The following is a 14261-nucleotide window of genomic DNA, read 5'->3' as shown; positions in this document are numbered from 1 at the left end:
TCTACACATTGCGCGGAAAGCTTCAAGCGATTGCTCAGCCGAAACCGGGGCCGCCCTCTAACTCGTGATGGGGGATCAGGCGGCTGTCGGCAACGGCCGCCTGCCGGTGAAAGACGATGGCTTGATAGGCGGGGTCTGTGACCATCTCCAGAAATGCGCCAAGCGTGGGGTAACGGGCGATAAAGGCAATGTCCCAGCTTTCGCTGTCCGGCCCGATCAGCATTCCTTTCGGGCTGCCCCGCCAGATGATCTCGCCGCCGACTCGGGCAAAGATCGGACCGCTCTCGCTGCCGTAGGATTTATAAGCCTCGGCGCCGGTGGCTTTGCGACCGTCCTTATAGGCCGCCTGATCCCGTAGCTTCACAAGGTTCAGCATGTTCACAGGCTGGTCGCGGGGCAGGGACTTGAAAGCGTCAAACTGGGCGCGGGTCGGGTCGATATTCATGGCGGGCCTCTGTTGGTTCTGGCTGTTTGCCCCAACCTAACCGCGCCTGTTCGATCTGTGGAGAAAACGCCACGTCATCCCCGCAAACGAAAAAGCCCGCCACAGGGGCGGGCTTTTCCAAAACATTTAAAACCGGATCAGAGCGCTTCTGTCAGCGCTGGCACAGCGTCAAAGAGATCAGCTACAAGGCCATAGTCCGCAACCTGAAAGATCGGGGCTTCTTCGTCTTTATTGATCGCAACGATCACCTTGGAGTCTTTCATCCCTGCAAGGTGCTGGATGGCGCCGGAAATACCGCAAGCGATATAAAGATCCGGTGCAACCACCTTACCTGTCTGACCAACCTGCCAGTCGTTCGGGGCATAGCCCGAATCCACCGCAGCGCGGGATGCGCCGACAGCCGCGCCCAGCTTGTCAGCCAGCGCTTCGATGATGGCAAAGCTCTCTTCGGAACCAACACCACGGCCACCGGACACGACGATCTTCGCAGATGTCAGGTCGGGGCGGTCGGATTCCTGAACCTTGTCTTCAACCCATTCGGACAGGTCGTTCCCACCTGCTGCCGCGATGGTTTCAACAGAGGCAGAACCACCGTCACCAGCCGCATCAAAACCGGCGGTGCGGAAGGTGATAACCTTCTTTTCGTCGCCTGATTTTACAGTCTGGATCGCGTTGCCCGCATAGATCGGACGCTCGAACGTGTCCGCATCGACAACGCCTGTCACATCGGAAATCACCATTGCATCCAGCAGGGCCGCCACGCGGGGCAGGATGTTTTTGGCGTCTGTTGTGGCCGGGGCTACGATGTGGCTATAATCGCCCGCAAGGGAAACGATCAGATCAGCCGTGGCTTCAGCCAGACGGTGACCGTAGATCGCATCCTCAGCGCAGAGCACTTTGGACACGCCGGCGATCTTACCCGCTTCGGCAGCCGCATCGGCACAGGTGGCACCACAAGCCAGAACAGTTACATCACCAAGAGCCGTCGCTGCGGAAACAGCTTTGGCTGTTTGGTCCAGCGCGAGTTCGCCATCGTTGATTTCGGCAAGAAGAAGTACAGCCATTAGATAACCCCCGCTTCGTCTTTAAGTTTCGCAACCAATTCGGCCACATCGGCAACCATCACACCAGCCGCGCGTGCAGCAGGTTCGGCAGTGCTGACAACGGTCAGGCGGGGTGCGGTATCAACGCCGTAATCAGCGGCTGTTTTCTCGTCCAGCGGCTTTTTCTTGGCTTTCATGATGTTTGGCAGGGAGGCATAACGCGGCTCGTTCAAACGCAGGTCAACAGTCACGATGGCAGGCATCTTGATCTTGATGGTTTGCAAACCGCCGTCCACTTCGCGGGTCACTGTGGCGTGGTCGCCGTCAATGTCCAGCTCGGAGGCAAATGTGCCTTGGGACCAACCTGTCAGCGCAGCCAGCATCTGGCCGGTTGCGTTCATGTCGTTGTCGATTGCCTGTTTACCGGCGAGAACCAGACCGGGCTGTTCTTCGTCGATTACGGCTTTCAGGATCTTTGCAACGGCCAGAGGCTCGATGTCTGTGTGTACGTCATCTGCAGCCACAACCAGAATGGCGCGGTCCGCACCCATTGCCAACGCGGTGCGCAGGGTCTCTTGGGATTGCTTGACGCCGATGGAAACCGCTACGATTTCCTCTGCTTTGCCAGCTTCTTTCAAACGGATCGCTTCTTCTACTGCGATTTCGTCGAAAGGGTTCATGGACATTTTGACATTCGCCAGATCAACGCCGCTGCCGTCCGCTTTCACGCGCACTTTCACGTTATAGTCGATCACGCGTTTGACAGGCACCAGTACCTTCATATGCGTTTCTCCTGTTTGTATTGCTCCGGGATTGGAGCAGGATTAAGAATCGTCCCGAATGGATTTACGAAAAACCTTTCAGTAACGATAGAGATAAATCGACGCGGCTCTTGCGTTTTACGCCAAGTTACATTGGCGAAAACCGCACCAACCACGGCCGCGCCTACGATCAAGCCGCGCCAGAGGGTGCTGCCAGCGGGTCCATTTTCTTCAAATATCCCCGCGCGGAGCGCTGTGAATTTCCTAGCGGTTCGCACCGGGCACCCATAAAATATCATCAGCACCGTTACTGTTCGCGACCCGTCCGGCCACAAAAAACCAGTCCGACAGACGGTTGAGGTATTTCACCGCCGCAGGGTTCACGCTTTCAACGGTGGACAGTTCCACCGCCAGTCGTTCTGCCCGTCGCGACACGGTCCGGCACAGGTGCAGATGGGCCGCCAGCGCCGAGCCACCGGGCAGGATGAAACTGCGCAGCGGCGTCAGGTCGCTGTTCATCCCGTCTATTTCGCGCTCCAGCCGGTCCACCTGTTCGTCATTGACCCGCAGGGGGGGGTATTCCGCATCCGCGTCTTTTTCCATTTCGGGGCGGCACAGATCGGCGCCCAGATCGAACAGATCGTTCTGGATGCGCGACAGCGCTTCGGCCAGTGCCCCAGTAGCGTGTAGGCGGGCCAGTCCGACTGTGGCGTTGGTTTCATCAACGGTGCCATAGGCATTCACCCGTGCAGAGTGTTTCGCCACCCGCGCCCCGTTGCCAAGCGCGGTGTCCCCGCCATCCCCTGTGCGGGTGTAAATCTTGTTCAATACGACCATGTTAACCCCCTGATCCGCGCAGGATAACAAACAGCAGGATCAGGATGATAGCAATAGCCTGCGCGATAATCCGATAGCGCATCAGCTTGTTGCCGTATTTGCGGTTGAAATCCCCGCCCGATGTAAAAGACCCCAGACCGAACATCAAAACGATGAACACAGCAAGGATCGCGAAGATTACGATATAGTAAAAGACTGTCATAAGCAGAGGCCTCTCTTTGCTTTAGACATAATCGCTTCCTGCCCCGTGGCCACAGGTTTTTGCTACATGCGTCCAAATATCCCGTCGAGCGCACGGGTCGGCAGCAGACGGCGCAGCATATCGGCCATGTAAGTTGGCCAGGTCACAAAGTAGCGGGGCTTGGGCCGTGTGCTCTCGATTGCATGGATCAGTTTCTCTGTCACCGCCTCCGGCCCCAGCTCTCCCCGGTCCGGTTTGCTGCCGGTCTTTTTCAGCTTGTCCAGCAACTCTGTTTCGTATTGATCGCGGATTTTGCTGTTTTCCCAGTCGATCCAGCGCTCGAACTGTTTGATGGCGTTTTTGCGGAAATCGGTGCGGATCGGGCCGGGTTCAATCAGGATGGTGTGAATGCCACTGCCGCGCAACTCCAGCCGCAGGGTGTCTGTCATGCCTTCCAGCGCAAATTTGGTCGCGTTATAAGCCCCGCGATACCGCATCGCGGCAAGGCCGAGCACGGAAGAACAGTTTACGATCCGCCCGTGCCCCTGTTTGCGCATGACCGGAATCACCTGCCGGATCAGGTCAAAATGTCCGAAGAAATTTGCCTCAAAAATATGGCGCAGGGCATCGCGACTGATGTCTTCAACCGGCGCCGGAATAGCAAACGCCCCGTTGTTGAACACAGCATCCAATGTACCGCCGGTCTGCGTGAGGCAGGTTTGTAGCGCGGTGGTAATCGAAGCCGCATCATCATAATCGAGCCGAAAGCTGTTTAGCCCTTCGGATTGCAGCCTGTCACAGTCCTCTTGGGTGCGACAGGTTGCAAAGACCTGCCAGCCCCGCTGGTGCAATCTGTGCGCAGCATCATACCCGATGCCAGACGAGCAGCCGGTGATCAGAATGGATCGTTTTGTCATGGGTTACATCCCGCCTCAACTGTGATCCCCTGCTTACCGCTCCGGCCCTGTGGGGTCCAGACAGACAGAAGATTTAACCATACTTGTTAAGGTTTTCCTTGGAACTGTCCAAAGCTGTGCCATGTCAACCCTAAGCCCGACGGGAAGCGGGATTTTGCTTGAACTGTTCTGAAAGGGGGACTTATGACACGTTTTTTCAACATCGTATTTATCGTGTGTTTGGCTGCGGTTTTTTACATGCGGAGCGAGTCTCCTGAAACTGCGGTGGCGCCTGTGCAGGCGGCCAAGGCCTCGGATGGGGCAGATGCCAAACTTGCGTCTTTGAAAGAAGATCCGGTGGTTAAGGCCAGCACCAAAGCACCGGCAGAAACCTCAGAAATCACTGCCGCTGCCAAAGCCGCGGTCGCAAAGTCTGAACACGTTGTTTCACATGAAATAGACGCGGCGCAGACCCGCTCCGGCAACTTGCGCTATATTATGGCGTCTAACCCCACGGCAACGCCGTTCACGGTTCTTGCGGCAAGCTGGCAGGCTGATGCAACACGCGCAGTGCCCGCCGTGATGAAAGCTGTTGCAGCCGCGCCAGCACCGACCGCTGCCAAGGCAAAACCTGCCACCGCGCCAGCACCGGCGCAGGACGCGTCTAGAGTGACGGAAGTTCCGGCGGTTGAGGTCAAGGAAACGGTGAAAGCCGAACCTGCGGCCGTTACTGAACCCGAAGCTGTACCGACACGCCTCTATGCGGTGTCAGGCAACGTTGTGAATGCCCGCTCCGGTCCGGGTACAGGCAACGCAGTTCTGGCTCAGCTAAAGCGCGGCGCCGTGGTGGAGGACACCGGAGAACGGGATGGCAACTGGTCCCAAGTGGTTGTGAAAGACAGCGGTCTCAAGGTCTGGATGCACCGCGATTTCCTGAACGAACTGTCATAAGGGTTCAACCCGCAGCGGATTCGCCCCTGCAAGTAATTCGCGTCAAGATGAACTGTGATCTGGACGCGGATTCAACAGGGCTATATCACGATCTGCATGTCTGACACTTTCGATGATCCCGATTCAATTGAAAACAGTGGTGGCACTGCCGTAGAAACCCTGCGCCGTGCGATTGGCGACAGGTATCTGACCTACGCTCTGTCCACCATTATGCACCGCGCTCTGCCGGATGCCCGCGATGGATTAAAGCCGGTCCACCGCCGCATTCTCTACGCGATGAGCCGCCTCAAACTGGCCTCTAACGGCAAGTATCTGAAATCTGCCAAGATCAGCGGTGACACGATGGGGGATTTCCACCCCCACGGCGACGCGGCGATCTATGATGCGATGGCCCGACTGGCGCAGGATTTCAACGTGCGCTACCCGATGGTGGACGGTCAGGGCAACTTTGGCAACATTGACGGGGATAACCCTGCGGCGGCCCGTTACACCGAAGCGCGGATGACAGCCGTGGCCGAAGCCATGCTGGAAGGCATGGAAGAAAATGCCGTCGATTTTCGGGACAACTATGACGGTCGCCTGACCGAACCTTCGGTTCTGCCTGCCTCTTTCCCGAACCTGCTGGCCAACGGCTCTACCGGGATTGCGGTGGGGATGGCGACCAATATTCCGCCCCATAACATCGAAGAACTGTGTTCTGCCGCGATCCGCCTGATCAAGGTGCCGGGCACAACGGACGAAAAGCTGCTCGACTATGTGCCGGGACCGGATTTCCCCACCGGCGGTGTGCTGGTAGAACCGCGCGAGAATATTGCGCAGGCCTATAAAACGGGGCGTGGCGCGTTTCGGGTGCGGGCGCGTTGGGAAAAAGAGGAACTGACGCGGGGCCAGTGGCAGATTGTTGTCACCGAAATTCCCTATCAGGTGCAAAAATCCAAGCTGATCGAAAAGATCGCAGAACTGATCAATGCCAAGAAAATACCGATTCTGGCGGATGTGCGCGACGAGAGTGCGGATGACATCCGGCTGGTTCTGGAACCGCGCAGCAAGACGGTTGATCCGATCGTTCTGATGGAAACCCTGTTCCGCCAGTCCGATCTGGAAACACGGTTCTCCATGAACATGAACGTGCTGATTGACGGCCGCACCCCCAAAGTGTGCAGCCTGAAAGAAGTCTTGCGTGCCTTTGTGGACCACCGCCGCGATGTGTTGCTGCGCCGCTCTCAATTCCGTCTGGACAAGATCGAAAAACGGCTGGAAGTGCTGGAAGGCTTTATTATTGCCTTCCTGAACCTCGACCGTGTGATCGACATTATCCGGTATGATGACGATCCCAAAGCGGCCCTGCTGCTGGAGGACTGGTCAAAGGATCATCCCAAAGCAATCAGCGAGGCGGATTATGTCGCGCCATCCGATGTGATCGCACCGGATGCCGAACAACTGACCGAAGCCCAGTCCGAAGCCATTCTGAACATGCGTCTGCGCAGCTTGCGACGTCTGGAAGAAATGGAATTGCGCAAGGAGCGCGAGGAACTCTGGGCCGAACTGGATGCGCTGGAGAAACTGATCGGTTCGGAAGAGCTGCAATGGGACCGGATCGTCGAAGAACTGAAGGAAACACGCACCCGTTTCGGCAAGAAGTCTGCGGGCGGGCAGCGTCGCACCTTGCTGGAAGATGCGCCGGAGTTTGAGGAAGTACCGCTGGAAGCCATGATAGAGCGGGAGCCGATCACTGTGGTCTGTTCCGCGATGGGCTGGATCAGGGCGATGAAGGGGCATATCGATCTCAAGCAGGAACTGAAGTTCAAGGACGGTGACGAAGGCCGCTTCTTGTTCCATGCGGAAACCACGGACCGGCTGTTGCTGCTGGGATCAAACGGACGGTTTTACACGCTCGGCTGTAATGCCTTGCCCGGCGGGCGCGGCATGGGGGAACCGGTGCGCCTGATGGTGGAGCTGCCCAACGAGGTGGAAATGGTCACGATGTTCTTGCACAAACCGGGGCGCAAACTGCTGGTGGCCAGCAGTGCGGGCGACGGTTTTGTTGTGGCAGAGGACGATGTGATTGCCCAGACCCGCACAGGGCGGCAGGTTCTGAACGTGCGCAACGATGTCAAAGCGCTGGTCTGTACGCCGGTTGAAGGGGATCACGTGGCCTGTGTCGGGGAAAACCGCAAGGTTCTGGTCTTCCCTGTCAGCGAACTGCCCGAACTTGGTCGCGGCAAGGGCGTCCGCCTGCAAAAATACAAGGACGGCGGGCTGAGTGACGCCAAAACCTTCAATCTGGCCGAAGGGCTTAGCTGGCTTGATCCGGCAGGGCGTACCCGCACCCAGATTGAACTGGACGAATGGATCGGCAAGCGGGCAAGCGCCGGCCGCATGGCGCCGCGCGGCTTTCCGCGGGACAACAAATTCACCGATTAAGGTCAAAACAACCGGCGCGGCACCAAGTGCCGGTTGTTTGCCATCCTCAGACGCCCGTGGATTACGGCTTTCCTGTTTCACGCTGGCCGTGCATTATCCCCCAAAGCCAAAGATTTCCTGAAAGGCCGTTATGAGCAGTGCAACGCCCAATGACCCGTTTTCCCGCCTGACAGCCCATGCGGACAGCCCGTCTGACGGACCGGCTGATCCGCCCATGCAGGTGGACTATCGCGGGACACAGGGGCCGCTGTTCCGCCTTGGCCTTAAAACTGCCTTGCTAACGCTTGTGACGCTTGGCCTCTACCGCTTTTGGGCCAAAACCCGCGTGCGCAAATACTTCTGGTCGGCTACGGCACCGGGGGGTGATCCGATGGAATATACCGGAAACGGGCTGGAAAAACTTCTCGGCTTTTTGATCGCGGTGGCGTTTCTGGCGGTTTATCTGGGGTTGTTCCAACTGCTTTTGATGTTCGCAGGGCTGTCCCTGTTGTCCGGTTCGGGCAGCGGGCAGGACACGGCGCTGCAAATCGCGGCGAGTCAGGCCACGCTGGTTGCGGTCTTTCCCTTTATCTTTTATGCCCAGTACCGCGCACGCCGATATATCCTGTCCCGCACCCGCTGGCGCGGGGTGCGGTTCGGGGTGGAACCGGCGGCTTGGGGCTATGTCTGGCGGGCCACAGGGCACTGGATTCTGACGATCCTGTCGCTTGGTCTGTTACTGCCGCGTCAGACATTTCTGCTGGAAAAGTACAAAATCGACCGCACGTGGTACGGCAATGCGCGATTTGTGCAGCACGGCCGCTGGCAAAGCCTGTATCCCGCGATGAAACACTATTTCATTGCGGCGGCGGCTATAGCGATCCCTGCCTTGCTTGCCGCCTCCAACGGTCAGCCGGTCTGGTTGGTGCTGACGTTCTTTGGCGCCTTGTGGTTCTATTATGCGGTGATTTATTACTCGGTTGCGTCTTTCCGGATCATGGCGGGGACCAAACGGCTCGGCAATACGGTGCAGTTCAGCGCGACTCCGCGCGGTGCCAAAGTGTTCTGGACCTATGTTCTGGGCGGTCTTTTATCGTCAACCTGTGCGGGGATGGTGTTCACGGCCTTTTTCATCGTTGCGGGGAATTTCCTTGGATCGTCCGATCTGTTCGCAGTCGAAGACCTGAGCGAATTCGGCGGTCTGGCGGATTTCGGACTGGCCGAGGCGATTGGCATTTTTATGGTTTTCTTGGGCTATATCATGATGCTGGTGCTTTACGGGGTGTTTGCCCTGATTTTCGTGCGTCAACCCATTCTGGAGCATTACGTGCAGGAGACGCAAATCCTGAACCCTGCCGCGCTGGACGACATTCAGCAGCGCAGCCGTGACGAGATGGTCGAAGCCGAAGGCTTTGCCGATGCGCTGGATGTGGGCGCGGCGATCTAACAACGAAAGGGACGGTTGTGGAAGTGAACGAACCGGCCAGAGGCAAGTATTTCGACGGTGTTTCGGCGCGTCAGCATCAGGTGGCGGTCCACCGCGACCACCAGCACGGAACCGAGGTTCTGGTGATCCGCCGAGACAGTGGTGCAGACATCCTGTGGCCTGTGTCCGAATTGCGAGAGGTCACGGATCAGGCGCGCGACGAAGGCATCGTTTTAACGCAGGGGCAGGACGGGATTGCCCGACTGATCCTGCCCCACGGACCGGCAGAGCATATCATCCGCGTCATTTCACCGAATCTTGGCAAGGTCAGCGTGTCCGGTTCAAAAATGCGCCAACTGTTTTTATGGGCTGGCGGGGCTGTGGCATCGGTCCTGATCATCATGGTCGTGATCCTGCCCTCTCTTGCCAACCAGCTTGCCACGATGATTCCGCCGGAAAGAGAGGCTGCACTGGGGCGCACTGCATTGTCCCAGATCAGCACCTTTCTGGGCGGTGATCTGGAAGAAATGACCTGCGACAGACCGGCAGGGATTCGGGCGCTGCGCAAGATGACCGCGCGGATCGTAGGGGAGGCAGAGGTGCCTTACGATCTGAAGGTCGCCGTGTTCGATCACGATATGATCAATGCGTTTGCGGTGCCGGGCGGTCAGGTGGTGCTGTTCCGTGGATTGATCGACGCAGCCCAGAGCCCCGAAGAAGTTGCAGGCGTGCTCGGGCATGAGGTCGGCCATGTGGTGCACCGCGATCCGACGCGGTTGATGCTGCGCTCTGCCGGTTCGGTGGGGATCCTTGGTATGGTGTTCGGGGATTTTGCAGGCGGTGCGCTGGCGCTGGTGCTGGCAGAGCAGATGATCTCGGCAAAATATTCCCAGCAGGCGGAAACCGGCGCGGATGTCTTTGCCCATAAAAGACTGGCAGCCGCAGGATTGCCCGCGGATTCCTTTGCCCAGTTCTTTTTGACGCTTCGGGAAGAACACGGCGACACCGCCGGTTTCATGTCCCATCTGGCGAGCCACCCCGACCTGCAAGGTCGCGCCGATGCGGCCCGCGCTGCGGATGCCATCGGGGATGGTCCGTTCACGCCGGTCCTGACCCCGTCCGAATGGCGTGCGCTGCAACAGGTTTGCGGTTAGGGCGCGCGGATCGGTTCCAATCGGGGCAGGTCGCTGTAACCCGCCCCAAGGGACGCCCATCTAGCCAAGCGTGATGCGGTAGCGGGCGAACCCGTCAGGCCCGTCACCGGCCTGTTCAAGCTGGACGCCCTTCACGTCGGAAATCCGTTCTGCCCCTTTCGGGCCGGTGTCAAACAGGACGCTGGTATTTTCCAGCGGTGCAAAACCCCAATTGCCATCGGCTGTCGGGTTGATGGTCCCCTGTTCCACGATATAGCGCACGATCACATCGCGGTTGGTGTCCGGACCTTCAAAGACGATCGTATCCCCCATCGCGCCGGGAAACGCACCGCCGCCACTGGCGCGGTAGTTGTTGGTGGCCACGATAAATTCCATATCATCCGTGACAGGTTTCCCCTGATACATCAGGTCCACAATCCGGCTGGCTTCGGGATTGATCACCACCCCTTTTGCGTCGAACTTTGAAGGCTGGGACAGGTCGATTTTGTAGGTCACACCGTCCATCACATCAAAGTTGTAGGATGGAAATTCGGGGTTCAGCAGAACCTGATCCGGCTTGCCCGGTTCAACGCGGTTGAACATACCGGCAGAGCGTTCCAACCAGCCCCGCACCTGTGCGCCAGTCACTTTCACCGCGCGTACCGTGTTCGGGTAGAGGTAAAGATCGGATACATTCTTGATCGCCACATCACCTTTTGGCACATCTGTGTAATACTCCGGCCCGCCCCGACCACCCGCTTTGAACGGCGCAGCGGCAGACAGGATTGGCAGGGCTTCCCATTCGGTGCCCTTCATCATCTCGGTGATATACCAGGTCTGCGCTTGGGATACGATCTGCACCGAAGGATCATCCGCCACCAGTGCGAAATAGGAATGCAGCGGCGCATCGGTTTTCCCGACCGAACGGCGCACATAGGCAAGCGTTGCATCGTGTTCCGCCTGAACGCTGTTTTCCACCATGGCAACACTGTCCACCAGAGCCACCGTTTTGCGGTTTTCGTCCCGTTCGGAAATCGGACGGGTTTCGGTAGAGGACGTGACCACCTGCCATTCGTTGCCGGATTTTTCCAGCATCAGGTCGATCACCCCAAGGTGCGATCCCCAGAAGCCGCCCATCGTTGCGGGTTTGCCGTGGATGGTGCCTTTATCGGCGTCAACTGCTGCAAAGCCTGCGTATTTCTCGCTCGGGAAGACCAGATGGCTGTGGCCCGTCATCAGCGCATCGATTCCCTCCACTGCGGCCAGCGGGACAGAGGCGTTTTCCATGCCGTCAGTCTCCTGTGCCGACCCGATACCGGAGTGGGACAGGGCGATGATAATATCGGCCCCTTTCTCTTTCATTTCCGGCACCCAAGCGCGGGCGGTTTCCAGAATATCGCGGGCTTCTACCTTGCCTTCCAGATGGCGGCGGTCCCAGTTCATGATCTGGGGCGGGACAAAGCCGATCAGTCCGATTTTCAGGCTGTGGGTTTCACCGGACCCGTCGGTGATCTCTTTGTCGAGGATCACATAGGGTTTCACCAGCCCCTTATCCGCACGGGGATTGGCGCCTTTTTCCGTCACCACGTTGGCACTGACCACGGGGAATTCTGCACCCGCAAGGGATTTCATAAGGAAGTCCAGACCGTAGTTGAACTCATGGTTGCCAAGGGTCGATGCCTCATAGCCGAGCGTGTTCATCGCCGTGATGATCGGATGGGTGTCGCCCTCTTTCATGCCCCGCTCATAGGCGATGTAATCCCCCATCGGGTTGCCTTGAAGAAAGTCACCGTTGTCGACCAGCATGGAATTGGTGGATTCCGCGCGGATCGTGTCGATATGGGCGGCGGTGCGGGCCAGACCGACATTATCCGCCGGACGGTCGGCGTAATAGTCATAAGGAAAGACGTGGACGTGCAGATCGGTGGTTTCCATAATCCGCAAATGGGCCTGATTGGCGGCGGCGTTGGCTGAAAAAGGATGTAGCGCCAGCAAAGCAGTGGAGGCCGCGCCAGCCCCTAGAAAACTGCGCCGGTTCATTCGGGTAAAAGATCGTGTCATGGTAATGCTCCCGTTGGCTGATGGCAGGCTCCGGCCAATTGGGGCCGGATGTGCCGCGCACCTAGCATGGGGGTGTGACAATCTTGTGAACCCCCGAAGCCAGGGCAAAGCGAATGCCAAAGCCTAGGACTGTTTCAGTACTGAAACAAGAAAATCCGTGTCAGCTCTGCGGGGCGGCGGAGATGCGCAAAGGCACGCCCCCTTGGGGGCGCAGGGTCAACACCAGCACAGGTTTCGGGTCATGGCCCTCAACCCGCTCAAACCGGAAGCGGGAGATCAGCGTGGACAGGATGATCGTGGCCTCGACCATTGCGAAATGGCTGCCGATACAGATGCGCGGGCCATCGCCAAAAGGCAGCCAGCTATAGCGGTCGTGGCTGGCATCGGGGCCGAAACGCTCCGGTTTGAACGCATCCGGTTCATCCCATAGCAGTTCGTTGCGGTGCAGGGCATAGACCGGCAACATCACCGTATCCTTGCGCCGGATGTCCCGCCCGCAAAGCGTATCCTCCGCCTGTGCCGTGCGGGACAGAAAGGCCGCAGGAGGGTAGAGCCGCAGCGTTTCTTTGATGACTTGCGTGCAATAGGGCATCCGCTCTGCATCCGCGCCGGTGGCGATCCGGCCTTGCAACACGGATTGGGCCTCTTCCCGCAGCTTGTCCTGAACCTGCGGATCAAAGGCGCACAGGTAAAGCGCCCAGCTTAGGGTCAGGGCGGTCGTTTCATGGCCCGCCACAATAAAGGTCAGCAAATTGTCCCGCAGTTCCGCACTGTTCATCTGGCGGCCGGTTTCGGGGTCAGAGCCTTCGAGCAGCAGGTCCAGCAGGTCCGGCACAGGTTTGGGGCCACTGGCGCGGCGGGCGTTGATGCTTTGGTCCGCGATGGATTTCATATTGCCAAGGGAATTCGGGCCAAATACCCGCGACCAGCGCGGCACCCAGGTGGGCACGCCGAGCACATCAAACAAGGACACCCGCGCGGTCTGGTCGATATAGGCGTCAATCGCCTTGTGAACGCCGCTACTGTCCATTGTGCCGGTGCTCGAAAAGGTGACATCGGAAATCACCTCAAAGGTGGCGCGGACCATTTCGTCAAATACATCGGCCTGTCCGTCGCAACGCTCCAGCCGGTCGCAAACAGCCTGCGCGCTGGCGGACATGATCGGGGCAAGCGCGGCGATATTGCGGTGGGAAAACACCGGCGCTGCAGCGCGGCGTTGCCAGCGCCAATGCGCCCCTTCCGCAATGAACAGACTGTCCCCAATCGCAGGACGCAAGATGTTCTTGGTGACATCGGACTTGGGATAGATGTCCAGTCGGTCCTTCAGAATGCGCCGGTTTGCTTCGGGGTCCATCACCATATGCCAGCGAATGATTCCGGTCTTGCCGGTGATGATGGGCTGTTTTGTAGCGATTTCGGGAATGATCTCTATCAGGTTCTCCCGCGCCTTGCGCAGGGTCTGCAAAACACCCAGCGGTTGTTGCACCAGTTCGACTTTGGGCGGCAGGGCAGGGGGGCGGGTTCCATCAGGCATGATCTGGCTCCTATAGGCTTAGTATAGGCCAAACCGCCACCGCTTCCAGTGGTTTGACGGGGCGGTTTCAGGCCAAAACCGGCGGGTTGGCGGCTGTGCTGGCGGTTGGATCGGGATTTCCCCGTGACAGACAGGGTTTGCAGCGCCTTTTCCCCATTTTGACGGTTGATTTTTGTGCTCAGGCCAATTACCTGACAGCAAATCGGAATCGGGGTGCAGTCGCATCTCTGCGGGTCTTGTGGTAAGGCCTATCACACTTGGCACTGTCGTGCCGCATGAAGACGGAGGCCATGATGGCAAAAGAGAAATTTGAACGCACGAAGCCGCATTGTAACATCGGTACAATCGGCCACGTTGACCACGGCAAGACGACTCTGACGGCTGCGATCACCAAGCAGTTTTCCGACTCGTTCAAAGCCTATGACGAGATCGACGGCGCGCCAGAAGAAAAAGCACGCGGTATCACTATTTCCACTGCTCACGTTGAGTATGAAACAGAGAACCGTCACTACGCCCACGTTGATTGCCCGGGCCACGCTGACTATGTGAAAAACATGATCACCGGTGCGGCGCAAATGGACGGCGCGATT

The 14261-nt window shown here is 58.2% G+C and carries 13 protein-coding genes; 5 read left to right on the top strand and 8 right to left on the bottom strand.

The window, feature by feature from the left end; translation table 11 throughout:
- Positions 1-34: 34 nt before the first annotated feature.
- The 6 genes from BFV97_RS14855 to BFV97_RS14830 all read right to left on the bottom strand — a co-directional run bounded on the left by BFV97_RS14855 (position 35) and on the right by BFV97_RS14830 (position 4184).
- Positions 35-445 (bottom strand): DUF1330 domain-containing protein, encoded by a 411-nt coding sequence (locus tag BFV97_RS14855; protein ID WP_069301183.1) that lies wholly within the window; start codon positions 443-445, stop codon positions 35-37.
- A 137-nt stretch (positions 446-582) separates the two neighbouring features.
- Positions 583-1509 carry an electron transfer flavoprotein subunit alpha/FixB family protein gene (locus tag BFV97_RS14850; RefSeq protein WP_069301182.1) on the bottom strand — a complete coding sequence of 309 codons (927 nt, stop codon included), beginning with the start codon at positions 1507-1509 and terminating at the stop codon, positions 583-585.
- Positions 1509-2270: an electron transfer flavoprotein subunit beta/FixA family protein gene (locus BFV97_RS14845; RefSeq protein ID WP_069301181.1), complete on the bottom strand. Its 762-nt coding sequence runs from the start codon at positions 2268-2270 to the stop codon at positions 1509-1511. Before BFV97_RS14845 ends, BFV97_RS14850 begins: the two co-directional genes overlap by 1 nt.
- 243 nt (positions 2271-2513) lie before the next feature.
- Positions 2514-3086, bottom strand: coding sequence for a cob(I)yrinic acid a,c-diamide adenosyltransferase (locus BFV97_RS14840; RefSeq protein ID WP_069301180.1), 573 nt, complete (start codon positions 3084-3086; stop codon positions 2514-2516).
- A gap of 1 nt (position 3087) precedes the next feature.
- Complete coding sequence (locus BFV97_RS14835) at positions 3088-3288, bottom strand: twin transmembrane helix small protein (RefSeq protein WP_069301179.1); 201 nt, start codon at positions 3286-3288, stop codon at positions 3088-3090.
- 62 nt (positions 3289-3350) lie between these two features.
- On the bottom strand, positions 3351-4184 hold the full coding sequence (locus BFV97_RS14830) for an SDR family NAD(P)-dependent oxidoreductase (protein WP_069301178.1): 834 nt from the start codon (positions 4182-4184) through the stop codon (positions 3351-3353).
- A 183-nt stretch (positions 4185-4367) separates the two neighbouring features.
- On the opposite strand from BFV97_RS14830, the gene BFV97_RS14825 reads away from it, so the two are divergent.
- The 4 genes from BFV97_RS14825 to BFV97_RS14810 all read left to right on the top strand — a co-directional run bounded on the left by BFV97_RS14825 (position 4368) and on the right by BFV97_RS14810 (position 10097).
- The gene (locus tag BFV97_RS14825; RefSeq protein WP_069301177.1) at positions 4368-5114 is read left to right on the top strand and encodes an SH3 domain-containing protein; all 747 of its coding nucleotides are present in this window, start codon (positions 4368-4370) and stop codon (positions 5112-5114) included.
- 96 nt (positions 5115-5210) lie between these two features.
- Positions 5211-7538 (top strand): DNA topoisomerase IV subunit A, encoded by a 2328-nt coding sequence (locus BFV97_RS14820; protein ID WP_069301261.1) that lies wholly within the window; start codon positions 5211-5213, stop codon positions 7536-7538.
- A gap of 130 nt (positions 7539-7668) precedes the next feature.
- Complete coding sequence (locus BFV97_RS14815) at positions 7669-8964, top strand: DUF898 family protein (RefSeq protein WP_083225670.1); 1296 nt, start codon at positions 7669-7671, stop codon at positions 8962-8964.
- A 17-nt stretch (positions 8965-8981) separates the two neighbouring features.
- Positions 8982-10097: a M48 family metallopeptidase gene (locus tag BFV97_RS14810; protein ID WP_083225669.1), complete on the top strand. Its 1116-nt coding sequence runs from the start codon at positions 8982-8984 to the stop codon at positions 10095-10097.
- 60 nt (positions 10098-10157) lie between these two features.
- On the opposite strand, the gene BFV97_RS14805 is transcribed toward BFV97_RS14810, so the two are convergent.
- Positions 10158-12137 (bottom strand): bifunctional 2',3'-cyclic-nucleotide 2'-phosphodiesterase/3'-nucleotidase, encoded by a 1980-nt coding sequence (locus BFV97_RS14805; protein ID WP_069301176.1) that lies wholly within the window; start codon positions 12135-12137, stop codon positions 10158-10160.
- A 160-nt stretch (positions 12138-12297) separates the two neighbouring features.
- The gene (locus BFV97_RS14800; RefSeq protein WP_069301175.1) at positions 12298-13671 is read right to left on the bottom strand and encodes a cytochrome P450; all 1374 of its coding nucleotides are present in this window, start codon (positions 13669-13671) and stop codon (positions 12298-12300) included.
- A 293-nt stretch (positions 13672-13964) separates the two neighbouring features.
- Between BFV97_RS14800 and BFV97_RS14795 the strand changes: the two genes are divergently transcribed.
- Positions 13965-14261 (top strand): GTP-binding protein (locus BFV97_RS14795; RefSeq protein WP_172827922.1); only part of this gene is annotated, 297 nt, incomplete at its 3' end.

The sequence above is a fragment of the Neptunicoccus sediminis genome, from assembly GCF_001719615.1.
Classification (GTDB): Bacteria; Pseudomonadota; Alphaproteobacteria; order Rhodobacterales; family Rhodobacteraceae; genus Amylibacter; species Amylibacter sediminis.
The sequence above is the reverse complement of the archived record's forward strand: the minus strand, read 5'-3'. Positions and strand labels throughout refer to the sequence as shown.